21 protein-coding genes are annotated in these 22,583 nt (G+C 65.5%); all 21 read left to right on the top strand.

Translation table 11 applies throughout. From position 1 onward, the window contains the following. Positions 1-54 precede the first annotated feature (54 nt). The 21 genes from KQ910_RS06115 to KQ910_RS06215 all read left to right on the top strand — a co-directional run bounded on the left by KQ910_RS06115 (position 55) and on the right by KQ910_RS06215 (position 22,577). Entirely contained in the window at positions 55-1,326 is a 1,272-nt protein-coding gene (locus KQ910_RS06115; RefSeq protein ID WP_216957579.1) for a glycosyltransferase family protein, read from the top strand. 13 nt (positions 1,327-1,339) lie between these two features. Continuing rightward, positions 1,340-2,614 carry a glycosyltransferase family 4 protein gene (locus KQ910_RS06120; RefSeq protein ID WP_216957580.1) on the top strand — a complete coding sequence of 425 codons (1,275 nt, stop codon included), beginning with the start codon at positions 1,340-1,342 and terminating at the stop codon, positions 2,612-2,614. 2 nt (positions 2,615-2,616) lie between these two features. After that, positions 2,617-3,723, top strand: a complete 1,107-nt coding sequence (locus KQ910_RS06125; RefSeq protein WP_216957581.1) for a glycosyltransferase family 4 protein — start codon at positions 2,617-2,619, stop codon at positions 3,721-3,723. Then, a complete protein-coding gene (locus KQ910_RS06130; RefSeq protein ID WP_216957582.1) occupies positions 3,720-4,313 on the top strand; it encodes a histidine phosphatase family protein in 594 nt (197 codons plus the stop codon). The genes KQ910_RS06125 and KQ910_RS06130 overlap by 4 nt, the downstream gene beginning before the upstream one ends. Further along, positions 4,310-5,458 carry a glycosyltransferase family protein gene (locus tag KQ910_RS06135; RefSeq protein ID WP_216957583.1) on the top strand — a complete coding sequence of 383 codons (1,149 nt, stop codon included), beginning with the start codon at positions 4,310-4,312 and terminating at the stop codon, positions 5,456-5,458. The genes KQ910_RS06130 and KQ910_RS06135 overlap by 4 nt, the downstream gene beginning before the upstream one ends. Beyond that, the gene (locus tag KQ910_RS06140) at positions 5,455-6,234 is read left to right on the top strand and encodes a polysaccharide deacetylase family protein (RefSeq protein ID WP_216957584.1); all 780 of its coding nucleotides are present in this window, start codon (positions 5,455-5,457) and stop codon (positions 6,232-6,234) included. The genes KQ910_RS06135 and KQ910_RS06140 overlap by 4 nt, the downstream gene beginning before the upstream one ends. Beyond that, on the top strand, positions 6,231-6,737 hold the full coding sequence (locus KQ910_RS06145) for a hypothetical protein (protein ID WP_216957585.1): 507 nt from the start codon (positions 6,231-6,233) through the stop codon (positions 6,735-6,737). The genes KQ910_RS06140 and KQ910_RS06145 overlap by 4 nt, the downstream gene beginning before the upstream one ends. Further along, complete coding sequence (locus tag KQ910_RS06150) at positions 6,734-8,686, top strand: ABC transporter ATP-binding protein (protein ID WP_216957586.1); 1,953 nt, start codon at positions 6,734-6,736, stop codon at positions 8,684-8,686. Before KQ910_RS06145 ends, KQ910_RS06150 begins: the two co-directional genes overlap by 4 nt. 1 nt (position 8,687) lies before the next feature. After that, positions 8,688-9,683, top strand: a complete 996-nt coding sequence (locus tag KQ910_RS06155; protein ID WP_216957587.1) for an ABC transporter permease — start codon at positions 8,688-8,690, stop codon at positions 9,681-9,683. A gap of 7 nt (positions 9,684-9,690) precedes the next feature. Further along, complete coding sequence (locus KQ910_RS06160; protein ID WP_216957588.1) at positions 9,691-10,881, top strand: ABC transporter permease; 1,191 nt, start codon at positions 9,691-9,693, stop codon at positions 10,879-10,881. Positions 10,882-11,330: 449 nt separating this feature from the next. Next, on the top strand, positions 11,331-11,990 hold the full coding sequence (ccmA, locus tag KQ910_RS06165; protein WP_216957589.1) for a heme ABC exporter ATP-binding protein CcmA: 660 nt from the start codon (positions 11,331-11,333) through the stop codon (positions 11,988-11,990). A gap of 76 nt (positions 11,991-12,066) precedes the next feature. After that, positions 12,067-12,732 (top strand): heme exporter protein CcmB, encoded by a 666-nt coding sequence (gene ccmB / locus KQ910_RS06170; protein ID WP_216957590.1) that lies wholly within the window; start codon positions 12,067-12,069, stop codon positions 12,730-12,732. A gap of 14 nt (positions 12,733-12,746) precedes the next feature. Continuing rightward, the gene (locus tag KQ910_RS06175) at positions 12,747-13,466 is read left to right on the top strand and encodes a heme ABC transporter permease (protein ID WP_229600340.1); all 720 of its coding nucleotides are present in this window, start codon (positions 12,747-12,749) and stop codon (positions 13,464-13,466) included. Then, the gene (ccmD, locus tag KQ910_RS06180; RefSeq protein ID WP_216957592.1) at positions 13,463-13,603 is read left to right on the top strand and encodes a heme exporter protein CcmD; all 141 of its coding nucleotides are present in this window, start codon (positions 13,463-13,465) and stop codon (positions 13,601-13,603) included. Before KQ910_RS06175 ends, ccmD begins: the two co-directional genes overlap by 4 nt. Next, a complete protein-coding gene (gene ccmE / locus KQ910_RS06185) occupies positions 13,600-14,034 on the top strand; it encodes a cytochrome c maturation protein CcmE (protein WP_216957593.1) in 435 nt (144 codons plus the stop codon). Before ccmD ends, ccmE begins: the two co-directional genes overlap by 4 nt. A gap of 118 nt (positions 14,035-14,152) precedes the next feature. Next, complete coding sequence (locus tag KQ910_RS06190) at positions 14,153-16,114, top strand: heme lyase CcmF/NrfE family subunit (RefSeq protein ID WP_216957594.1); 1,962 nt, start codon at positions 14,153-14,155, stop codon at positions 16,112-16,114. Continuing rightward, positions 16,115-16,654, top strand: coding sequence for a DsbE family thiol:disulfide interchange protein (locus KQ910_RS06195; protein WP_216957595.1), 540 nt, complete (start codon positions 16,115-16,117; stop codon positions 16,652-16,654). Positions 16,655-16,758: 104 nt separating this feature from the next. Beyond that, positions 16,759-17,220: a cytochrome c-type biogenesis protein gene (locus KQ910_RS06200; RefSeq protein WP_229600341.1), complete on the top strand. Its 462-nt coding sequence runs from the start codon at positions 16,759-16,761 to the stop codon at positions 17,218-17,220. A 6-nt stretch (positions 17,221-17,226) separates the two neighbouring features. Beyond that, positions 17,227-18,498 carry a c-type cytochrome biogenesis protein CcmI gene (ccmI, locus tag KQ910_RS06205; protein ID WP_216957596.1) on the top strand — a complete coding sequence of 424 codons (1,272 nt, stop codon included), beginning with the start codon at positions 17,227-17,229 and terminating at the stop codon, positions 18,496-18,498. Positions 18,499-18,849: 351 nt separating this feature from the next. After that, positions 18,850-21,075, top strand: a complete 2,226-nt coding sequence (locus KQ910_RS06210) for an HsdM family class I SAM-dependent methyltransferase (RefSeq protein ID WP_216957597.1) — start codon at positions 18,850-18,852, stop codon at positions 21,073-21,075. After that, a complete protein-coding gene (locus KQ910_RS06215) occupies positions 21,075-22,577 on the top strand; it encodes a restriction endonuclease subunit S domain-containing protein (protein ID WP_216957598.1) in 1,503 nt (500 codons plus the stop codon). Before KQ910_RS06210 ends, KQ910_RS06215 begins: the two co-directional genes overlap by 1 nt. The last annotated feature ends 6 nt before the right edge of the window (positions 22,578-22,583 follow it).

Here is a 22,583-nt window from a genome sequence, read left to right on the forward strand (position 1 = left end):
TCGCGCCGTCGTTCACCGGTCGGGGCAATAGCCGCTTCGGCGAGGGAGAGGCCAATGCCCGCCAGCACCCGGTCCAAGCGTGTGCTTCTCTACAGCCACGATTCGTTCGGCCTCGGCCATGTAAGTCGCTGCCGCACGATCGCCAATGCTATCGTCGAAGCCGACCAGTCGGTTTCGGTGCTGATCCTGTCCGGCTCGCCGGTCGTGGGCTCCTACGAATTCCGTTCGGGCGTCGATTTCGTGCGCATCCCCGGCGTGGTGAAGATCGAAACCGGCGAGTACGATTCGGCGAACCTGCGCATGAACGTCGAGCATACGCTCGAGATGCGCACCCGCATCATCCGCGACACCGCCGACATCTACCGGCCGGATCTCTTCATCGTCGACAAGGAGCCGCTCGGGCTGCGCGGCGAGGTCGGCCCGGCGCTGCGGCTGCTGAAGGACCGCGGCACGCCGCTGGTACTCGGCCTGCGCGACGTGATGGACGATCCCGCCCAGCTTGCCAAGGAATGGGAGCGCAAGAACGTCGTGCCGGCGTTGCGTGATCTCTACGACGAGATCTGGGTGTACGGCCTGCCGCAGATCAACAAACCGCTGACCGGCATCGACGTGCCGCCGTCGGTTCGGCACAAGATGGTCTACACCGGCTATCTGCGACGCGAACTGCCGCTGCACGGCGACGTGCCGCACGAGATGGAGGAGATCGACGGTCCCTTCATCCTGGTCACGCCCGGCGGCGGTGGCGACGGCGACGAACTGGTCGACTGGGTGCTGGCCGCCTACGAGACCGATCCGAACATTCCCTACGGTGCCGTCATCGTGTTCGGCCCGTTCATGTCGGCCACTGCGCGCGAGGCCTTCAAGGAACGCGCCGCGAAGTTTCCGAACATCCGCACGCTCACCTTCACCAACAATCTCGGCGCCCTGATGCAGAAGGCGGCCGGTGTCGTCGCCATGGGCGGCTACAACACCTTCTGCGAGATCCTGTCGTTCGACAAACGGGCGATCATCGTGCCGCGCACCCGGCCGCGCCTCGAGCAGTTCATCCGCGCCCGCGCCGCCCGAAACATCGGTCTGATCGAAATGCTCGACGCAGGCCGCGGCCGCGCGCCCCAGGCCATGGCGACCGCCCTGCGTCACCTGCCGCAGCAGGGCTTGCCCAGCGACGTCGTGGTCCCAGGCCTGCTCGATGGCCTCGGCAACGTCTGGCGGCTCGTGTCCAAGCAGCTTTCCCATCCGCATCGGGGCCCTGCGTCGCTCGAAAGCGCCGTACAAGGCGGCGAACTCGCCTCCGCCGACCCGGTGCCGGGACGCGCGCGGACCTGATCTTCGGCCATCGATGTCGCAAACGGTCGGGGCAAAAGTCGCGGTCATCCTCAAGGGCTGGCCGCGTCTCTCTGAGACTTTCATCGCGCAGGAGATCGCCGGACTAGAGGCGCGCGGCATCGCGCTCGAACTCTGGTCGATGCGCCGGCCGACCGACAAGGCGCGCCATCCCGTCCACGATCGGGTGCGCGGCCGGGTCACCTACCTGCCGGAGTATCTGAAGGACGAGCCGGGTCGCGTCTTCGCCGCCTGGCTGAAGGCGCGTCGTCTGCCGGGTTATGCCGCGGCGCGTGCCAAATTCCACGCCGACCTGGAACGCGACCGCACGTCGAACCGTGTCCGCCGCTGGGGCCAGGCGCTGGTGCTGGCCGCCGAATTGCCGCCCACGGTCGAGCGGCTCTATGCCCATTTTCTCCATACGCCGGCGTCCGTCACGCGCTATGCCGCCGCGATGCGCGGCCTGCCGTGGAGCGTGTCGGCGCATGCCAAGGACATCTGGACCAGCGAGGACTGGGATGTCCGCGAGAAGCTGGACGACTGTGCCTGGCTGGTGACCTGCACCAACGTCGGGCTGCAGCGGCTGAAGGAACTGGCGCCGAATCCGGAGAAGCTGCGGCTCGTCTATCACGGGCTCGACTTCGCCCATCTGCCGGCGCCCCCGCCCGCGCGTCCGCCGCGCGACGGCTCCGATCCCCGCGATCCGGTCGTGGTCCTGTCGGTCGGGCGCAAGGTCGAGAAGAAGGGCTACGACGATCTGCTGAACGCGCTGGCCTCGCTGCCGGCCAACCTGCACTGGCGCTTCGAGCATATTGGCGCCGGTAGCCTGTCCGATACGCTGAAGGCGCAAGCGTCGTCGCTCGGCATCGCCGATCGCTGCGTCTGGCACGGCGGCCAGCCGCAGAAGGCGGTGTTCGCGGCACTGGCCGCCGCCGACCTGTTCGTGCTGGCGAGCAAGAAGGCCGCCGACGGCGACCAGGACGGCCTGCCCAACGTGCTGATGGAAGCTGCCCATCAGGGCCTGCCGCTGGTATCGACACAGGCGGCGGCCATCGGCGAGTTCGTCGAGGACGGCAGGACGGGCCTGCTCGTGCCACCGGCCGCCCCGCGCGAACTCGGCCTCGCGCTTGGCCGCATGATCGCCGATCCGGCCCTGCGGCAGCTTATGGCGCAACGCGCCGGCGAAGTCGTGCGCACGCGCTTTTCCTACGAAGCCGGCGTCGACTGGATCGCCTCGGCGCTGCAGGGCAAGCGGAGCGAGGGCACCGTCACCGCGCGCGCCGCGGAGTAGTCATGCGCGTGCTGCTGCACACGCCGCTGAAGGCGCCCGACAATCCTCTGCCTTCGGGCGACCGCGAGATGGCGCGCGGACTGGTGCGACTCCTCGAACGTCTCGGCCACAAGGTTCTGATGCCGGAAGCGAGCCGGGTCGCTCCCGGCGCACCGCCGGTCGCCACGCATCTCGGATTGGAGCGACGGGCAAGGGCACAGGCCGCACGGCTGATCGATCGTTGGCGTGCATTGCCGGCCCATCATCCCGAGCGCTTCGATCTCTGGTTCACCTACCATTGCTATTACCGGAAGCCCGACTGGCTGGGCCCCGTCGTGTCGCAGGCGCTGGGTATTCCCTACGTGATCGCCGAGGCCTCGCATGCGCCGCGGCGTGCCCAGGGGCCGACGCGGATCGGCCATCGCGCCGTCGAACGCGCACTGGCGGCAGCGGATCTGGTGCTGACCGTCAATCCGCGCGACGTGGCCGGCGTCAAGGCGAGGTTGCGTCCCGGTGCACGTCAGCTCTGGCTGCCGCCATTCATCGACGTCGCACCGTTCCGTGTTCCCTCGCGCCGCGATCCGGGACAGCCGCCCTTGCTGCTGAGCGTCGGCATGATGCGCACGCGTGACAAGCTCGAGTCCTACCGCGTGCTGGCGCGCGCCTTCGCCCTGTTGAAGGACCGTGCGTGGCGGGCGCTGCTGGTGGGCGACGGCCCGGCGCGCGCCGAAATCGAGGCGCTGATGGCGCCGTTCGGCACGCGTGTGCGCTTCGCCGGTGCCGTGCCGCATGCGGAACTGCCGGCGCTTTACGCGGCGGCGGACCTTTACCTTTGGCCTGCGATCAACGAAGCCTACGGCATGGCCTTTCTCGAAGCCCAGGCGACCGGCCTGCCCGTCGTCGCCGGCCGCACCGGCGGCGTGCCCGCGGTCGTGGCCGACGGCGTGAGCGGCTTGCTGACGCCGATCGGCGATGCAGCCTCCTTTGCGGCTGCCATATCGCGCCTGCTGGATTCACCGGACGAGCGTGCGCGTCTGGGTGCCGCTGCGGCCGCGCGCGTTGCCTCTCGGCACGACGAACGGGCCGCCGCCCAGGCACTTGCCGCCGCCCTGGCGACCTTGCGGCGATGAGGGCGATACCATTCGCCCTCCTGCGTCATGCCCCCACGGTCTGGAACGGCCACGGCCGGCTGCAGGGCCTCACCGACACCTGTCTCAGCCCCGAGGGCGAAGCGGCAGCCCGGAACTGGCGCCTGCCGGCGCCTGCCGCCGGCTGGAAGCGCGTGAGCAGCCCGCTGCAGCGTGCGCGCCGCACCGCCGAGCTCGTGCAGCCTCCGACGCCGATCGTTCTCGACTCCCGCTTGCGCGAGATGAGCTTCGGCATCTGGGAAGGCTTTACGGTGAAGGAACTGCGCGCGACCGGCGGCGAACGGTTCGCGGCGGCGGAAGCGGCGGGGCTCGACTTCCACCCACCGGGCGGCGAGTCGCCCCGCATGGCGATGATGCGCCTGTCGCAATGGAGTTCGACCCTGACCGAGCCTGTCGTTGCCGTATCGCACAAGGCCGCGATCCGGGCGCTGCTGGCGCTGGCGACCGACTGGAACATGCTGGGCCGGCCGCCGCACAAGCTCGACTGGAAATGCGCGCACTTCTTCGTCGCCCAGGATGAGGGGCGCGTGGCAATCGAGCGACTGAACGTGCCGCTCGAAGGCGTGCCATGACGGCGCGTGTCTTCTTCTATGTGCAGCACCTGCTCGGCATCGGCCATCTGCGCCGCGCCGCGGCCCTGGCGCGCGCGATCTCCGCCGGTGGTTTCGACGTGCTGCTGGTCTCGGGCGGCGCGCCGGTCGACGGGTTGGCGCTGGGCGGGGCGCGGTTCCATCAGTTGCCGCCGCTGCGCGCGGCCGATGCGCGGCTGAAGGAACTGGCGCAGCTCGACGGCACGCCGGTCGACGAAGCCTTCAAGGCGAAGCGGATCCGGCAATTGCTCGACCTGTTCGAGGCCGAGCAGCCCGACATCCTGCTGACCGAGCAGTTTCCGTTCGGCCGCACGCAGCTCCGCTTCGAGCTGATGCCGCTGCTCGACGCGGCGCAGGACCGGCCGTCGGCGCCGTGGATCGTCTCGTCGATCCGCGACGTACTGCGCCGCACCGCCTCGCCCGCGCGCGTCGACGAGATGGTGCAGACCTTCGAGGCCTTCGATGCCGTGCTGGTCCATGCCGACCCTGCGCTGGTGCGGATGGACGACAGTTTTCCCGCCTGGCCCGACATTCGGGACCGCGCGCTCTATACCGGCTACGTCGCCGATGCGGGCGCGGAACTTCCGCCGAAGACCGACGTGGGCAAGGGCGAGGTGATCGTGTCGGCCGGCGGCGGCGCCGTCGGTGCGCCGTTGTTGCATGCGGCCATCGCCGCCCGACCGCTCTCCCCACTGGCCGATCGCCGCTGGCGCCTCCTGGTCGGGCCGAACATGCCGGATAACGACGTCGCCGCGCTGCACGCTTCGGCCGGAGAGACCGTCATCGTCGAACCGGTGCGCTCGGATTTTCCGTCGTTGCTGCGCAACGCAGCTCTTTCCATTTCACAGGCGGGCTACAACACCGTGGTCGAGACGCTCTGTCATGGCGATCGCGCCGTGCTGGTGCCGTTCGGCACGGCGCGCGAAACCGAGCAGGCCGACCGTGCAAGGGTGCTCGTCGAGCGCGGCATGGTCGCCGCCGTCGCTCCCGACGCTCTGACGCCGGCGAGCCTCGCGGCGGCAATCGCCAGGGCGTGGGCCGGTCCATCGATCCGCAGCTTTCCGCCGGTCGATGCCAGCGGCGCCGCCGCCACGGTCGCGGCGCTGAAACAGATGGTGTCGCCATGAGCCGTTGGCAGGCGCTTGCCGACGAGGACGCGCGTTGGGGCGAGGCGGGCCGCACGGCCACGCTCTGGTGGCGTGACGACGATGCTGTCGATGTCGGTGAGCCCCTCGACAGGCTGCTCGCCATTGCGCGTGACACCGCCACGCCGCTCGCGCTCGCGGTCGTGCCGGCCAGGGCCACGTCGGCCCTGGCGAGCCGCCTCGCCGGCGAGGCGGGTGTCGACGTGCTGCAGCATGGCTATGCCCACACCAACCATGCGGTCGCGCCCGAAAAGAAGATCGAGATCGGCCTGCAGCGGCCGGCAATGCTCACCCTTGGGGAATTGGGTACCGGCTGGATGGCGCTGGAGCAGCGCTTCGGATCGCAGGCGCTCGCCGTCATGGTCCCGCCCTGGAACCGCATTGCGCCGGTCCTCGTGCCGACCCTGCCGGAGATCGGCTATCGCGGCCTCTCGACCTTCGGACCGCGTCCCCGCGTCCATCCGGTGCGCGGCCTGTTGCAGGTCAACACGCATGTCGACCTGATCGACTGGAAGGGCGGCCGCCGGTTCGCCGGCGAGGAGACGGTGGTCGATGCACTGGTCGCATCGCTTTCGCGCGCACGCGCGGGCGACGGCGAACCGGTCGGCGTGCTCAGTCATCATCTTGCGATGGACGCCGGGGCATGGGATTTCCTAAGGTCGTTGTGGGAAATAACAAAGACACTGGAGAACGTCCGTGTGCTCGGCGCGCGCGAGCTGTTCGGTGCTGAGGTCAGGGGTCAGGGAGGGCGCGGGTGAATTCCGCCGATCTGCGCTATCCGCAGAAGACGCTGGTTGCAGACTATACGCGTGCGGCGACGGGCGTCGCCCTGTGCGGCGCGCCTCTGCTGCTGCTCGACGTGAACCGCTGGCTGGCTGCCATCCTGCTGGCGGGCCTGGCGCTGTTTGCGCTGTTTCTCGTCCGTACGGCGCTGCGTCACCGGACGCGCTACGTGCTCAGTCCGGACACGCTCTGCGCGGACGGGCCGGGGGGCACGCTGGTGGAATGGAACCGTCTCGACCGGCTGAAGCTCAGTTATTTCTCGACCAAGAGAGACCGGTCTGATGGCTGGATGCAGCTCAGTGTCGGCTCGACAGGCGGCAGGTTGATAAAGGTCGATTCCGCCCTTGAGGGCTTTCACGATATCGTGGAGCGGGCGGCGCAGGCGGCCGAGGCCACCGGCGCGCCGCTCAGCGACGCGACGCGGGCGAATCTGAGGTCGATGGGCATCGTGGTCGTGGGTCAGGAAGAAACCGTATGAAGGATCTGCTGCGCGTCGAGGACCTGACCGTCGAGTTCGGTGTGCACGAAGGCGTGCTGCGCGCCGTCGACAAGGTCTCCTTCTCAATCCCGCCCGGCGGCACGGTGGCGCTGGTCGGCGAATCGGGCTCCGGCAAGTCGGTGTGCAGCCAGGCCATCATGGGCCTGCTGCCCCGCACCGCCACCATCGCTTCCGGCTCGATCCTCTTCCAGGATCCGCGCGTCAACGAAGGCGTCGTCGACATCGCCCGGATCGACCGCTCCGGCCCGGCCATGCGGCGCATCCGGGGCGGCCAGATTTCCATCATCTTCCAGGAGCCGATGACCTCGCTGTCGGCACTGCACACGGTGGGCGACCAGATCGGCGAGGCGGTCGAGCTGCACGGCGCCCGGCCGGGCGGCCCGCTCGGCGGCAAGAACGGGCGCAAGCTCAGCCGCGCCGAGATCGATGCGCTCACGGTCGACATGCTGCGCATGGTCGGCTTCCCCGATCCCAAGCGGGCACTGCGCACCTATCCGTTCGAGCTGTCGGGCGGCCTGCGCCAGCGCGCGATGATCGCGATGGCGCTGGTCTGCCGGCCGGCGCTGCTGATCGCCGACGAGCCGACCACCGCGCTCGACGTCACCATCCAGGCCCAGATCCTGCGCCTCATGAAGGACCTGCAGTCCGAGCTGGGCATGGCGCTGCTGATGATCACCCACGATCTCGGGGTGGTCGCCAACGTCGCCGACGACGTGGTGGTGATGTATCGCGGCAAGGTCGTCGAATCGGGCGACCTGCACGACATCTTCCGCGATCCTCAGCATCCCTATCTCCGCGCGCTGCTGCACGCGGTGCCGCGCTTCGACATGAAGCCCGGCGAGCGCCTGCAGCCGATCCGCGAGATCAAGGGTACGACAGGGCATCTGTTGAAGGAGAAGCCGGTCTCGTCACCGACCGCGACCTTCAATCCCGACGCACCGGTGCTCAAGGTGCGTCACGTCACCAAGACTTTTCGTATCCGCAAGGCCGACACGCTGATGGAACAGCTGATGGGCAGCGGCACGACGCGCGCCATCCGCGCCGTCAACGACGTGAGCTTCGACGTCATGCGGGGCGAATGCCTGGGCCTCGTCGGCGAATCGGGCTGCGGCAAGACCACGCTCAGCAAGATGCTGATGCGCGGCATATCGGCGGACGCCGGCCAGGGCGGCCGGGTGATCTTCGACGACTGGGGCCGCAAGATCGACGTGATGAGCCTCGAGGGCGAGGAGCTGAACCGCTTCCGCACCAAGCTGCAGTTCATCTTCCAGGATCCATTCGGCTCCTTGAACCCGCGCATGACGGTGTACGACATCCTGGTCGAGCCGCTGGTCATCCATAAGATCGGCGACGATGCCTATCGCCGCGAGATGGTCGCCGAGCTGATGGAAATGGTCGGCCTCGACCGCCGCCATCTCAGCCGCTATCCGCACTCCTTCTCCGGTGGCCAGCGCCAGCGCATCGGCATCGCCCGCGCGCTCGCGCTGCGCCCCGACATGGTGATCTGCGATGAACCGGTCTCGGCGCTCGACGTCTCGATCCAGGCGCAGATCCTGAACCTGCTGAAGGACCTGCAGAAGCAGCTGGGCCTCACCTATTTGTTCATCAGCCACAATCTTGCGGTGGTCGACTACATCGCCGACCGCATCGCCGTGATGTGCGCCGGCCGGCTGGTCGAACTGGCGCCGGCGGGCGAGCTGTTCCGCAATCCCATGCATCCCTACACCAAGGCCCTGCTCTCGGCGGTGCCGATGCCCGATCCCGATTCCCGCCTGGATCTCGGCGCGCTGATGGAAGGCAAGGCGTCGGACCCGACGGTCTGGCCCGAGCCGTTCCGCGACGACGGCGGGACGCCGCTTTTCTGGACCGAGGCCGAGCCCGGCCACTATGTCCGCGTCTCGCGGCCCAACGGGCGAGAGGTGGTCTGACATGCTGCAGTTCATTGTCCGCCGCGTTCTTCTGATGATCCCGACGCTGTTCGTGATCAGCGCGCTCGTCTATTTCATCATCGACCTGCCTCCTGGCGACTGCGTGACCTCGCAGATCGAGGAGCTGCTGGCGCGCGGCGATCCCGATGCCCACGCCCGGGCCGCCGAGTTGCGCGATCTATACGGCCTCAATCATCCGCTCTGGCTGCGCTACTTCGAATGGGTGGGTGGAATCTTCTACTGGGATTTCGGTCTTTCCTGCCAGGATACGGTGCCGGTCGCCGACCTGATCAGCGAAAGGATGATGCTCACCATCATCATGGAAACCTGCACGATCGCCTTCATCTGGATCGTGTCCTTCGTGATCGGCGTCTATGCCGCGACGCATCAGTACAAATGGGGCGACTACGTCGCGTCGTTCATCGGCTTTATCGGCCTGTCGATCCCGAACTTCCTGCTGGCGCTGGTGCTGCTCTATGTCGGCAAGGTCTATTTCGGCCTGTCGATCGGCGGCCTGATGGACCCCGAGTACATCGACAAGCCCCTGAGCTGGGGCAAGGTCGTGTCGGTGATGCAGCACCTCATCATTCCGGTCATCGTGATCGGCATGTCGGGCACCGCCGGCATGATCCGCCGGCTCCGCGCCAACCTGCTCGACGAGCTGCAGAAGCAGTATGTCGTCACCGGCCGGGCCAAGGGCCTGCCGCCGATGAGGCTGCTGGTGAAGTATCCGCTGCGGCACGCGATCAATCCGTTCGTCGCCGACATCGGCGGCCTGCTGCCCGATGTCATCTCGGGCTCGGTCATCGTCTCGGTGGTTCTGTCGCTGCCGACCACGGGCCCGATGCTGCTGAGCGCGCTCAAGACACAGGACGTGAATCTCGCCGCCACCTTCCTGCTGTTCGTGGCCGTCCTCACCGTCATCGGCATGCTGATCTCGGACCTTGCGCTCGCCGCGCTCGATCCGCGCATCCGCTTCGGCAGTTCGGAAAAGTGAGGGTGCCATGACCGACACGACACCCACCGGCACCACACCCGATCCCAACCGCCGCGCGCCGCACTTCGTCTCGCAGGAGCCGTGGGACCCCTACGTCGCCGACAAGCTGACCGCCGAACAGGAACGCTACTATATGGCGGGCCAGTGGAAGCTCATGTGGTGGCGCTTCCGCCGCCACAAGCCGGCCGTCGTCTCGATGGCCTTCCTGCTGCTGATGTATTTCTCGACGCTTATCAGCGAGTTCATCGCGCCCTACGATTTGCACACGCGGCACTCGCGCTACATCTTCGCGGCCCCCCAGTCGGTCCATCTCTTCCACGAGGGCTCGTTCCTCGGGCCGTTCGTCTATGGCCTCAAGATGGAACGCGATCCGGCGACGCTGCAGCGCATCTATTCGCCCGACAAGACCAAGCCGCAGCCGCTGCGCTTCTTCTGCCTGGGCGAGAGCTACGAGTTCTGGGGCCTGATCGAGGGAAGCTTCCATTTCGTCTGCCCGCCCAAGGATGGCACCTTCTTCCTGCTGGGGACCGATCGATTGGGACGCGACATGTTCAGTCGCATCGTCTATGCCGCGCGAATATCCCTCACCATTGGCATCATCGGCATCGCGCTGTCGTTCGTGCTCGCCTTGGTGCTGGGTGGGCTCGCGGGCTATTACGGCGGCTGGATCGACAGCGTGGTCCAGCGACTGACCGAGATCATCAAGAGCTTCCCGCATTTGCCCTTGTGGCTCGCATTGTCCGCCGCGCTCCCCGTCACCTGGTCGCCGCTGCTGGTCTATTTCGGCATCACCATCATCCTGGCGCTGCTCGACTGGCCGGGCCTCGGGCGCGCCGTCCGCTCCAAGCTCCTGTCGCTGCGCGAGGAGGATTATGCGGCGGCCGCCCAGATGATGGGCGCCAAGCCTGCCCGCATCATCGGCCGTCACCTGCTGCCGGGCTTCATGAGCCATCTGATCGCCTCGGCCACGCTGTCGATTCCGTCGATGATCCTGGCCGAAACGGCGCTGTCGTTCCTCGGCCTGGGGCTGCGGCCGCCGATCACCTCGTGGGGCGTGCTGCTGAACGAGGCGACGGACATCAACGTCGTCGCCGTGAACTGGTGGCTGATGTTGCCGGTCGTGCCGGTCATTCTCGTGATTCTCGCCTACCAGTTCATGGGTGACGGAATGAGAGACGCTGCGGACCCCTACGCCTAAGCGCGAAGCGCTTAGGCGTGGCGGGCGTCAGGGCCTGTAACCAGGCCCGGGAGCCCGCGCGGTTCAGAACGGATGGGGGTGTTGCGACACCTTCAAGTCCTTGAAATCCTTATCTATTCTGCACGGTGCCGGCTCCCGGGCCTCAGAAGGCCCTGCCGCCGGCCAGTGCGCCGCAAGCGGCGCACTTTGCTCCTGCAGGCCCTGCCGCTCGCCGGGGTTACACGCCCAGCGCTCCGCGCCGGGCGTGTAACCCAAATACCCCGATTTTGCCCCATTTGGGTCTAGCGGAGGCCACCCGGGACTTCCATCTAGGTTGGGTATCTCCCCCGAACGTGGTCCCCCCAAAGCCACGTTCTAGCCTCCTCGGAGGCGCTCAGGCCGTCATCTCACTCTCCCCCGAGATGACGGCCTTTTTCTTTGCCTGCTTCCGGCGTGCTAGGACGGCGCCCATGGCGCCTCCGCTTCTCGAAGTGACCGGCCTGTCGTGCCGCCGCGGCGGCCGGCTGGTATTCGACCGTCTTTCCTTCGCCCTGGGCGAAGGCGAGCTCCTGGCGCTGACCGGGCGCAACGGCAGCGGCAAGACCAGCCTGCTGCGCGCATTGGCCGGGCTGACGCCGCCTCATGCCGGCACGATCGCCTGGCAGGGCGCCGACATCAGCCTCGACCCTGAGACCTGGCGGGGGCGGCTGGCCTGGCTCGGCCATCTCGAGGGGCTGAAGGGCGACCTCACGGTGATGGAGAACCTCGTCTTCGCTGAACGGCTGCGGGGTGGGGAGGCGGGGGACCGGCTGGAATGGGCCCTCGTCGCGTTGGACCTGATCGGTCTTTCCGCACGCGAGGTGCGGACCCTGTCGGCCGGCCAGCGTCGTCGCACCGCGCTCGCCCGCATCGTCCTGTCGCAGGCGCCGCTCTGGCTGCTCGACGAGCCGCTGAACGCGCTCGACGTGCCCGCCCAGGCCGCTTTCCGCACAGCGCTCCAGAGGCATCTCGCGGCCGGCGGTCTCGCCATTGCCGCGACGCATGCCGAACTCGGCATCGAGGGACGCTCGCTCGAGCTCGGGCCAGCCCTTTCAAGCACCTCTCCCCCGCTAGGGGGAGAGGCAGGGTGAGGGGGATGCGCACCGTGTTATCCCCTCACCTAACCTCTCCCCCTAGCGGGGGAGAGGAATATGAAGGTCGAGCAGCATGAGCGGCTTCCTCGCCCTGCTGCGGCGCGACCTGCATCTCGTCTGGCGGCGGCCGGGCGATGTCGGCGTCGTGCTCGCCTTCTTCGTCGTGGCGACGGTGCTGTTTCCGTTGGGCATCGGTCCCGAGACCAACGTGCTGGCGCGCATCGCCGCGGGCGTCCTGTGGTGCGCCGCGCTGTTCGCGGCGCTGCTGTCGCTGGAGCGGCTGTTCGCCGCCGATTATGAGGACGGCACGCTCGACCTGCTGCTGCTGGCGCCGTGGCCGCTCGAGCTGGCGGCGCTGGCCAAATGCCTCGCTCACTGGATCGTGACCGGCCTGCCGCTCAGCCTGCTGGCGCCGGTGCTGGGCGTCGCCTTCGGCCTCGACGGGCAGAGCCTGCTGGCGCTGGGCGCGACGCTTCTGGTCGGCACGCCCACTTTGTCGTTGATCGGCGGGCTCGCGGCGGCACTGACGCTCGGGGCACGCAAATCCGGCGCGCTGCTGGCGCTGCTCGCGCTGCCGCTCTGCGTGCCGACGCTGATCTTCGGCGCCGGCGCGATCGAGACGCTGGCGGCGGGCGAAGGCATCGTGACGCATGTCGCAATCCTCGCCGCTCTTGCATTGGTCGCCCTGGCCACGACGCCATGGGCGATTGCCGCAGCCTTGCGGCAAGCCGGCGAATAGGGAGGATGGGGCCGATGGCCGACCTGCATTTTCTCGCCAATCCTGCGCGGTTCCGGCGCTTCTCCCAGCGCGTGCTGCCGGGCCTCGGCTTCGCCACGGTGCTGATGCTGGCGGTCGGCGTCTACTTGGCGTTCTTCGTGGCGCCGGAGGACTACCAGCAGGGCCAGACCGTGCGGATCATGTTCGTGCACGTACCGTCCGCCTGGCTGTCGATGGGCGGCTACGCGATGCTGGCCGCGCTCGGCGCTTCGCTGCTGGTGTGGCGCCATCCGCTGGCGGCGCTGATGGCGCGCGCGGCCGCACCCGTAGGCGCGAGCTTCGCGGCTGTATGTCTGCTCACCGGCTCGCTGTGGGGCCGGCCGATGTGGGGCACCTACTGGGTGTGGGACGCGCGCCTCACCTCGATGCTGCTGCTGTTCTTCCTCTATCTCGGCCACATCGCGCTCAGCCGCGCGTACGATTCGCCCGAGCGCGGCGACCGCGCCGCGGCGATCCTGGCGCTGATCGGCGTGATCAACCTGCCGATTATCAAGTTCTCGGTCGACTGGTGGAACACGCTGCACCAGCCGGCCTCGATCACGCGGCTCGACGCGCCGGCGATCCACAATTCGATCCTAGTGCCGCTGCTCTGGATGGCGGTCTCGCTGCTGTTCCTGTTCGTCTACCTGGTGCTGCTGCGGACCGAGACCGAGATCGACCGCCGCCGCCTCGAGAATGCCGAGGCCGCGGCATGAGCAACCACGCGGCCTATATCCTCGCCTCCTATCTCGCCGCCGCACTCATCCTGGGCGGGCTGGTGATCGCCTCGCTCGGTGCGCGCAAGCGGGTGCGGCGCGAGCTGGCCGCGCGCGGTCTGGACAAGCGCCGATGACTCCGAAACGCCGCCGCCTCTGGTTGCTGCTGGGCTCGCTGGCCACGCTCGGCGTCGCGGCCACGCTCGTGCTCACGGCGCTGAACGACAATCTCGTCTTCTTCTATTCGCCGACGCAGGTGGCGGAGAAGAGCATCGGCCCGGACCGCCGCTTCCGCCTGGGCGGTCTGGTCGAGCAGGGCAGCGTGCAGAAAGAAGGGCAGGTCGTGCGCTTCACGGTGACCGATACGAACAAGACGGTGAAGGTCACGTATCGCGGCATCCTGCCGGACCTGTTCCGCGAGGGACAGGGCGTGATCGCCGAGGGCTCGATCGGCCCGGACGGCGTGTTCACCGCGCGCGAGATCCTGGCGAAGCATGATGAAAATTATATGCCTCCCGAAGTCGCGAAGGCGCTCAAAGAGTCGGGGCAATGGAAAGACAAGAAGTGACCGGTGGTGCGAACCCCCTCACCCAGCCTCTCCCCCAAGGGGGAGAGGAGCATGAGGAGAGGCGCCTCTTTCTTCCTCCTCTCCCCCGTGAGGGGGAGAGGCTGGGTGAGGGGGCGTCTTGATACCGGAGCTTGGTCATTTTGCGCTGATCCTCGCGCTCGCGGTCGCGCTCGTTCAGGGCACGCTGCCGTTGATCGGGGCGTCGCGCGGTGATCTCAGACTCATGGCCCTCGGCCGCACCGCGGCGCTGACTCAGGCGTTCCTCGTGCTGCTGGCGTTCGGCGCGCTGACGCAGGCCTATGTGACGTCCGACTTCTCCGTCCTCAACGTCGTCGACAATTCGCATTCGGCCAAGCCGCTGCTCTACAAGATCAGCGGCGTGTGGGGGAATCACGAAGGGTCGATGCTGCTGTGGGCATTGATCCTCGCGCTGTTCGGCGCCGCGGTCGCGGTCTTCGGCAACAACCTGCCCGACACGTTGCGCAGTCGGGTGCTCGCCATCCAGGCGCTGATCGGCGTCGGCTTTCTGGCCTTCCTGCTTTTCACCTCCAACCCGTTCGCGCGCGTGTTCCCGGCGCCGCCCGACGGCAACGGGCTGAACCCGCTGCTGCAGGATCCCGGCCTCGCCTTCCATCCGCCACTGCTCTATCTCGGCTATGTCGGTTACTCGGTGACTTATGCCTTCGCGGTCGCCGCGCTGCTCGAAGGCCGGGTCGATGCCGCGTGGGCGCGCTGGGTGCGGCCGTGGGCGCTGGCGGCCTGGTGCTTCCTCACCCTCGGCATCGCGCTGGGTTCGTGGTGGGCCTATTACATCCTGGGCTGGGGCGGCTTCTGGTTCTGGGATCCCGTCGAGAACGCCTCGCTGATGCCGTGGCTCGCCGGCACCGCGCTGCTGCACTCGGCCATCGTGGTGGAGAAGCGCGACGCGCTGAAGAGCTGGACGGTGCTGCTGGCTCTGCTGGCCTTTTCGCTGTCGCTGCTGGGCACCTTCCTGGTGCGCTCGGGCGTGCTCACCTCGGTGCACGCCTTCGCGCAGGACCCGTCGCGCGGCATGTTCATCCTGGCGTTCCTGCTGTTCGTCACCGGCGGCGGCCTCGCGCTCTACGCCTGGCGCGCGCCGCAGCTGCAGGGCGGCGGGCTGTTCCAGCCGGTCAGCCGCGAGGGCGCGCTGATCCTGAATAATCTCCTGCTGTGCACGCTCGCGGCCACCGTGCTGCTGGGCACGCTCTACCCGTTGTTCCTCGACCTGCTGACCGGCAACAAGGTCTCGGTCGGTCCTCCGTTCTTCAACGCGACCTTCGTGCCGCTCTGTGCGCCGCTGTTCGCCGCGCTCTGCGTCGGCCCGTTCCTCGGCTGGAAGCGCGCCGAGCTGTGGCCGGCGCTGATGCGGCTGCGGATCGCGCTGGTCGTGTCGCTGGCCGCCATCGTCGTCACCATGACGACGATCGACAGCCGCTCGACCTTGGCGGCGCTCGCCTTCGGCTTCGGCGTCTGGCTGATCGTCGGCAGCCTCGCGTCGCTCAGCGACCGCGTCCGCAGCGGCACGCTCCGAACCATCCCGCGCTCGACCCTGGGCATGGTGATCGCCCACGCCTCGCTGGGCGTCGTCGTGCTGGGCTCGGTCGCGACCTCGTCGTGGAACACCGAGCTGATGCAGACGATGAAGCCCGGCGACCGCATCGCCTTCGCCGGCTACAGCGTGCTGCTCGAGCGCATGGACGAGGTACGCGGCCCCAACTACATCGCCGAGCGCGCGACGCTTAACGTCAGCGTCGGCGGCAAGCCCTACACGGTGCTGCAGCCCGAGCGCCGGCTGTTCACCGTGCAGCGCCGCCAGGTCGCCGAGACCGCCATCCAGACCAACCTGCTGCGCGACTTCTACGCCACCCTGGGCGAGGGCGATCCGAAGCAGGGCTGGGTGATCCGCCTCTATCTCAACCCGCTGGCGCCGTGGATCTGGCTGGGCGCGGCGCTGTGCGCGCTGGGCGGCTTCGTCTCGCTGTCGGACCGGCGGCTGCGCATCGGCGCGCCGTCGCGGAGGCCCGCCCCTCAGGCGCCGCCCCTGCAGCCGGCCGAATAGATGCGCCGGCTCCTCTTCATCCTGCCGCTGCTGACGCTCGCGCTGATGGCGGGCTTCTTCGCCTGGTCGCTGACCAGCGGCCGCGACCCCGCCTCGATCGGCTCGGTGGTGGTGGGACGGCCGGCGCCGAAGCTCGACCTGCCGGCGCTGCGGCCGGGCGAGGCGCCGCTCACCGACGAATCCCTGCGCACCGGCAAGCCGGTGATCGTGAATTTCTTTGCAAGCTGGTGCACGCCGTGCCTGGCCGAGCATCCGCTGTTCACGCGGCTCGCCGAGCGCGACGGCGCGACGATCGTTGGCATCGCGTGGAAGAACAAGCGCGACGACGCGCTGCCCTGGCTGAAGCGGCTGGGCGATCCCTACCGGCTCGCGGGCCTCGACCTCGACGGCAAGACCGGCCTCGACTGGGGCCTCTCCGGCGTGCCCGAGACCTACCTGATCGACGGCGCCGGCATCGTGCGCCGCCACTATCGCGGACCGATCACCGAGCGGGATCTGAACGAGACGATCCTGCCGTTCCTCAAGGGGGCGGTGAAGTGATCGGCGCCCGTCTTTTCATGTTCCTCTCCCCCTTGGGGGAGAGGTTAGGTGAGGGGGTGCGCCGCCCCCTCACCCAGCCTCTCCCCCTGGCGGGGGAGAGGAGCTTGAGTTGGAGAGCGCTGCTCTGCCTCCTCGCGCTGCTATTCACCCTGCCCGCCCTCGCCGTCGAGCCGTCGGAAGTCCTGCCCGATCCCGCGCTCGAAGCCCGCGCCCGCGAGATCGGCCGGGCATTGCGCTGCGTCGTCTGCCAGAACCAGGCGATCGACGATTCCTCGGCCGAGGTGGCGCGCGACATGCGCCGCGCCGTGCGCGAGCGGCTGACGGCCGGCGACAGCGACGCCGACGTCTTCGCCTTCATGGTCGCGCGCTACGGCGACTACGTGCTGCTGAAGCCGCCCTTCAAGGCCGGCACGCTGGTCCTGTGGCTGGGCGCGCCGCTCCTGCTGCTGGTGGCCGGCGCCGCGCTCCTCCTCGCCGCGCGCCGCCGCCGGCACACACCGATCGTGGCGCCCAAACCGCTCGACGAGGAGGAGCGCCGCCGCCTCGATGCGCTCCTGAAAGGCTGACGGGCCATGCTCGAATTCCTGCTGGCCCTGCTCACCACCGCGACCGTCGCCGCTTTGCTCTGGCCGCTCCTGCGGATGCGCCTGCCCGCACGCGACCGGCTCTCCGGCGAACTGGCGATCTACCGCGACCAGCTCGCCGAACTCGACCGCGAACGCGACGCCGGCAGGCTGAAGCCCGCCGAGGCCGCCGCCGCCCGCACCGAGATCGAGCGCCGCATGCTGGCCGCCGGCGACGCCGCCGCGGCCACCGTCAAGACAAGGACCGCCACCGACGCGGCACAGAAGTGGCTGCCGCCCGCACTCTCGCTCTTCGTCCCGCTGCTGGCGCTGGGCCTCTATTTGCAGACCGGCCGCCCCGGCCTGCCCGCCGCGCCCTTCGCAGATCGCGGCACCGAACACGCGCCCGCCCCGCAACAGCTCGACGTCGCCGGCCTGCTCAAGGAAGCGCGCGCCCGCCTCGCGCAGGACCCCAACGACGCCGACGCGCTGGCAGCACTGGGCGAGGGCCTGACCCTGGAGGCCGGCGGCACCGTCACCCCGCCCGCGCTCGACGCACTGCGCCGCGCGCTGCTGGCGCGGCCCGACGATGCGCGCATCCTCTACTATCTCGGCCTGCACGAGGCGCAGAGCGGCGATTCGAAGGCCGCGATCGCCCGCTGGCGCGACCTCGAGGCCAAGAGCCCACCCGACGCGCCCTATCTCGGCCTGCTGCGCGCCGAGATCGCGCGGGTGGCCAGGGCCGCCGGGATCGAGATGCCACAAACCCAGACACCGCAATCCACCATGCCGACGCCCAGCCGCGAGCAGCAGGAGGCGATGGCCCAGCTCCCGCCGGAGCAGCGCCAGCAGGCGATCCGCTCCATGGTCGAGGGGCTGGCCGCGCGCCTCGCCGACGCGCCGCAGGACCGCGCCGGCTGGCTGCGCCTGGCCAATGCCTGGAAGGTGCTGGGCGAGAACGCCAACGCCGCCGACGCCTACGGCCGCGCCGACACGCTGGCCCCCGTCGACGCGCGCATCCTGGCCGACTGGGCCGAGGCGCATGTGCGCCAGCTCGCGCCCGGCGCCGCGCCCTCGGCCCAGGCCGTGGCCGTGCTGGAGCGGCTGGAGAAGGCCGAGCCGCGCAACGCGCTGGCCCTGTTCTACCTGGGCGTCGCCGCCGAAGCCGCGGGCAACAAGCCGGCGGCGCTGCAGCGCTGGAAGACGCTGCTGGCGCTGTTGCCGGCGGATGCGCCGATCCGCGGGATGCTGGAGGAGCGGATCAAGGCGGCGGGGGGGTGAGCTAAGTTGAGGGTGGGACCTAGCAAAGTTCACGAACTTGAATGTAACCCTGTCGGCCAGCGAGGCGTACTTAGCTCGGCATTTCCGGCCTTTTTGACCCAATCGAGCTGCGCCGTACCACAAAACCTCCCACATATTAGTTGGGATGCGTAGGCATGGATGCCTACCGTTGCATACCCTTCGATATCAGTCGCGCGACAGCTGAATAAGCAGGGAGCGCTGGATGAACAACCGGTTGCACCGCGTCCCAGCACATTGCAATCATGTGGCGTCGCATAGTCGACCAGTGTTGAACTAAGCCTGCATGATAGGCGAGTGGAAGAAGAAAACTGAGAAACGGGATCATCGCCTATGAGTCATTTGCATAAATTTTCTGAAGCGAAGGCGACATTCGATGCCGACCATGCGAATGCAGCAACATCAATCTGCATTGTACCGGTTCGCGGCAAGGCTCGCCCTAATGATTCAATTCGCAATGTGAGGGGCGAGCCCAATGAACAATATTACAAATGGCAGTTTGTTTATGGACTCGTGCACAGCGGCCTATATCCAAAAGATTACATCGGAGTGGAGGTCCATTTCCCAAAGGGAAATAAAGGTTCGGCCGCCCTGCAGCTAGATGGGGCGATTTTCGATGATGCGGCTTGGCTGGACCGCTACAACGCCTACTGGAACGACAGGAAGAGCAGTGATCTCGAATGGTTAAACGACCACTTGCTTGCAACTATCGAGTTCAAGAAAAATGACAAAGAAATTGAGAAGGTTTTCGCCGGCCAGATAAGGCCGGCTATGCGAGAAAAGGAGCCATCGGACGCTTACGTACTAGGCATGTACTACGACGCCGAGCGGCTCTATATGTTTCACCGCCGTTCGGGCTTGTATCTTCGATACGATGAATCCAAGAATCAAAAGGGGTTGGCCAGCAAGGTGGGGGATTTGTCCCTTCATTTGCCAGATCCCTACGCCTTCATTCCCTCATTTGAGGAGTTGAAGGCCAAGGTTCACAAGCCATCGACTCTCAATCGCGCCGCACGGGGGATTTCTGACCTCGACGTAATCACAACGATTTCCTCGGTGCAAATTCAGACCGCTCTGTCCGATGTACTGCGGGCAATGGACAAGGCAGGTCTGGTAAATCAACGGGGATATCAAATCCTCGTTCAAACCCTTGCCCTCAAGATTTTCGACGAGAAAAGAAATGAGGTTCGAAAGGACCGCCACCTGCAGTTCTTTGTGACGGACGAAGAAGCCTCCTTTAGCAATCTCGGGGAACCCAAGGTCCAAGGTTTTGTAGATCGCATGACTGCGCTGCGAACTGACGCATCTGCGAAGTATCAAAAAATTCTGCGAAACAACGAGATCGACTGGAGAAATCCAAGTCACGTTCGAGTTGTGGTCGCCATCAGCCAGGCGTTCCAAGATTACTCATTTGCACGGTCTGCGAGGAGTGATCTTTACCAGCTTGTTTTTTACAACTTTGCAAACTCGTTTAAGCGCGATGAAGCCGCTCAATTTCTTACGCCGCTGCCCGTTATCGATTTCGTAGTTAAACTGGTCAATCCCCGCGATGGCGAAACTGTTCTTGATCCCTGTTGCGGTATCGGAGACTTCTTGTCGCTTTCCTTTGTAAACGCATCGACGAAAGCGTCCGGCTGGCAATTGGATGATGCGAATATTTACGGCATCGATCTAGACGAAAACATGATCACGCTCGCGACACTGAATATGCTGTTGAACGGGGACGGTGAAGCTAAGCTATTCGACAAGCCAGACAAGGGATCGATCCTCTACAAGATCGCCCAGGGAAGCCCCCCGGCTTTAGTTTCATTGCTTCCTGACCATCACCAGCGAGGGAACTGGGATAACTGGCCAGATCAAACGAAGCTGCAGAAATTTGATGTGGTCCTAACTAATCCCCCCTTTGGGGAAGATCGCGCTTACAGGGTTAAGTCGGACACCGACCGGCGCATCATAGAGATGTATGAAACTTGGCACATCACCCGCGACAGAAGTACCTCGGATGAAAATGGCGGGTCTCCGGGAGCGAAGGTTCCTGCAAGGAAGTCGCCCAAAGGGAGCGACAACATCGATCTTGGAATCGTATTCCTTGAGAATGCATATCGAATGCTCAAGGACGATGGACGGCTTGGCATCGTGTTGTCCAACTCCATCGCTTCGATCAATCGTTGGACCAAAATTCGCGAATGGCTTGCGACCAAACTGCGTTTAGTGGCGTTTTTCGATTTGCCGTCGAACGTATTCGCAGAAACCGGCGTGAATACAAGTATTTTGGTAGCCTACAAGCCAAAGGCCGACGAGTTAAGGCGGTTGAGCGAGAGCGGCTACAGCATTTACGCCCGAGACATTGAACGCGTCGGATACGAGAAGCGCACGCTTAAGAGAAATGTTTTTTTCAATCCGCTTTTTCAAATGGATGAGACGACATTTGACATTCGAGTTGACGTCGAAGGGCGACCACTTCTCGACGAAGAGTTTACTGAAACACTCTCGGACTTCCGCACATGGGCCTTGGGTCAGGAGGAAACGCTGCAGCGCCTCTTTCTAAAGGAAGGCTAATGTCCTACCTACATGTACCCAAAGAGATATCGCTTGCGACCCTGAAGGCCGCCAACAGTTCCCTTTCCGCGGGAATGTACAAGCGAGTCGAAATCCCTACGTCTTCGACCAAACCCGTTCGCGACTTAATTGAAGGTTACGACAAGGGATCTGACCCAGGCTCCATGTATTACCTGCGTCACTCAACCCACCATTTCATTCGCACCAAAGCCCTTCAGGACCATAGCTGTTTAATATACCCCAAGGGCGGCGCTATTGCTCCAATCAGCCCTCGCGTTTTCGAAGACCTTCAGCTTTCCGATGGCGATATAATTATGTCGAAAGACTCGAACGTCGGAGAGTGTGCAATCATTAACGGCTCCGGCTGGAAAAACCACATGCTTAGCGGCGGTGTGGTTCGTATTAGGCCGCGAATCAATCGCTATTATTTTTTCTCATTCCTAAAGCACAACCTCTTCCGGGAGGATCTCACGGCGCGAGTGCCTCGGGGAGCCACGATCAAGCATGCAAATGAACTCTGGCTTGATTGTGCAATTCCGTTTCCGGCAGGCGCTAATTCAGAGCGTGTGACCAAATATGTTTCGGCTCTGATGCAAAGCATTGTCGAAAAGGAAATTGCGATACGCGCTAAAAACGACTCAATAAATAGCAAGATTGAGAACGAGTTGCTCTCGGGTCAAGTCGGCAGCCCGTACGCGTTCTCGCATCCCACCCTCGCGGAAATTCGGTCGCAAAAGCGTTTCGATGCTGCCATTTACTCCGAGTCTTACAAGAGGGAAGCCTTCCTAATAAGCAACTATAAGTTTGGAGCCGCGAACTACGACGACATGGGCTTTGACATTGGTCGAGGCCAAAACCTCCAAATTACTAGCATTGGCCAAAGCATTTACTCAGATCATCCGCGGTCCGACTTCTATCGGCTAGTCGCTCCCACTGATATTTCGGAGTTCAGGACGGTCGAATCTTTTCGATACTTGGGCAACAAGCGTAAGCTTGAGGTAGTAAAGAAGGGTGATGTGATCTTCGGCGCGGAGGGCTTTGGAAAAGGCCGTTGCATCATCCTGGTGGACGAGCAACATCGTACAATCTCAAATATTCATGGCGTGATTTTTCATCCGCGCGATGGCTCGATGACCAAAGGCATTTTCCTTGGATGTTTCCTGGGATACCTGCGGCGGAAGGGCATTGTCGACGCCGTCGGCGCAGGCGGGTCCGGAGGCAGTTTGGCGATTGGCTACCTAAATAAGGTGCTTATTCCTAATTTCTCGGAAGAGATCCAAGAAGAGATTTCGACGCTGTATCACTTTGAAGAGCCATGCCCGAATGGATCTCCAACACTGGCAACATTTGTGAGTTGGCACCGGGAGTGGAACGAAAAGCTGGGCATTTGGGAACTAGATCGTGAGATGAAGGTGCTTCAACGAACACTGCGCGATGTCCAGGACAAGATAATTGAGGGGAGCGACGTCGCCTTGCCAAGCTGGGCCGTCGATGACTTATAGGCCACC

It is taken from the genome of Reyranella humidisoli (assembly GCF_019039055.1).
GTDB classification, from domain to species: Bacteria; Pseudomonadota; Alphaproteobacteria; order Reyranellales; family Reyranellaceae; genus Reyranella; species Reyranella humidisoli.

Coding starts and splice junctions, on each gene's coding strand:
- KQ910_RS06115 (WP_216957579.1), top strand. CDS start 55: ATGCCCGCCAGCACCCGGTCCAAGCGTGTGCTTCTCTACAGCCACGAT.
- KQ910_RS06120 (WP_216957580.1), top strand. CDS start 1,340: ATGTCGCAAACGGTCGGGGCAAAAGTCGCGGTCATCCTCAAGGGCTGG.
- KQ910_RS06125 (WP_216957581.1), top strand. CDS start 2,617: ATGCGCGTGCTGCTGCACACGCCGCTGAAGGCGCCCGACAATCCTCTG.
- KQ910_RS06130 (WP_216957582.1), top strand. CDS start 3,720: ATGAGGGCGATACCATTCGCCCTCCTGCGTCATGCCCCCACGGTCTGG.
- KQ910_RS06135 (WP_216957583.1), top strand. CDS start 4,310: ATGACGGCGCGTGTCTTCTTCTATGTGCAGCACCTGCTCGGCATCGGC.
- KQ910_RS06140 (WP_216957584.1), top strand. CDS start 5,455: ATGAGCCGTTGGCAGGCGCTTGCCGACGAGGACGCGCGTTGGGGCGAG.
- KQ910_RS06150 (WP_216957586.1), top strand. CDS start 6,734: ATGAAGGATCTGCTGCGCGTCGAGGACCTGACCGTCGAGTTCGGTGTG.
- KQ910_RS06155 (WP_216957587.1), top strand. CDS start 8,688: ATGCTGCAGTTCATTGTCCGCCGCGTTCTTCTGATGATCCCGACGCTG.
- KQ910_RS06160 (WP_216957588.1), top strand. CDS start 9,691: ATGACCGACACGACACCCACCGGCACCACACCCGATCCCAACCGCCGC.
- ccmA (WP_216957589.1), top strand. CDS start 11,331: ATGGCGCCTCCGCTTCTCGAAGTGACCGGCCTGTCGTGCCGCCGCGGC.
- ccmB (WP_216957590.1), top strand. CDS start 12,067: ATGAGCGGCTTCCTCGCCCTGCTGCGGCGCGACCTGCATCTCGTCTGG.
- KQ910_RS06175 (WP_229600340.1), top strand. CDS start 12,747: ATGGCCGACCTGCATTTTCTCGCCAATCCTGCGCGGTTCCGGCGCTTC.
- ccmD (WP_216957592.1), top strand. CDS start 13,463: ATGAGCAACCACGCGGCCTATATCCTCGCCTCCTATCTCGCCGCCGCA.
- ccmE (WP_216957593.1), top strand. CDS start 13,600: ATGACTCCGAAACGCCGCCGCCTCTGGTTGCTGCTGGGCTCGCTGGCC.
- KQ910_RS06195 (WP_216957595.1), top strand. CDS start 16,115: ATGCGCCGGCTCCTCTTCATCCTGCCGCTGCTGACGCTCGCGCTGATG.
- ccmI (WP_216957596.1), top strand. CDS start 17,227: ATGCTCGAATTCCTGCTGGCCCTGCTCACCACCGCGACCGTCGCCGCT.
- KQ910_RS06210 (WP_216957597.1), top strand. CDS start 18,850: ATGAGTCATTTGCATAAATTTTCTGAAGCGAAGGCGACATTCGATGCC.
- KQ910_RS06215 (WP_216957598.1), top strand. CDS start 21,075: ATGTCCTACCTACATGTACCCAAAGAGATATCGCTTGCGACCCTGAAG.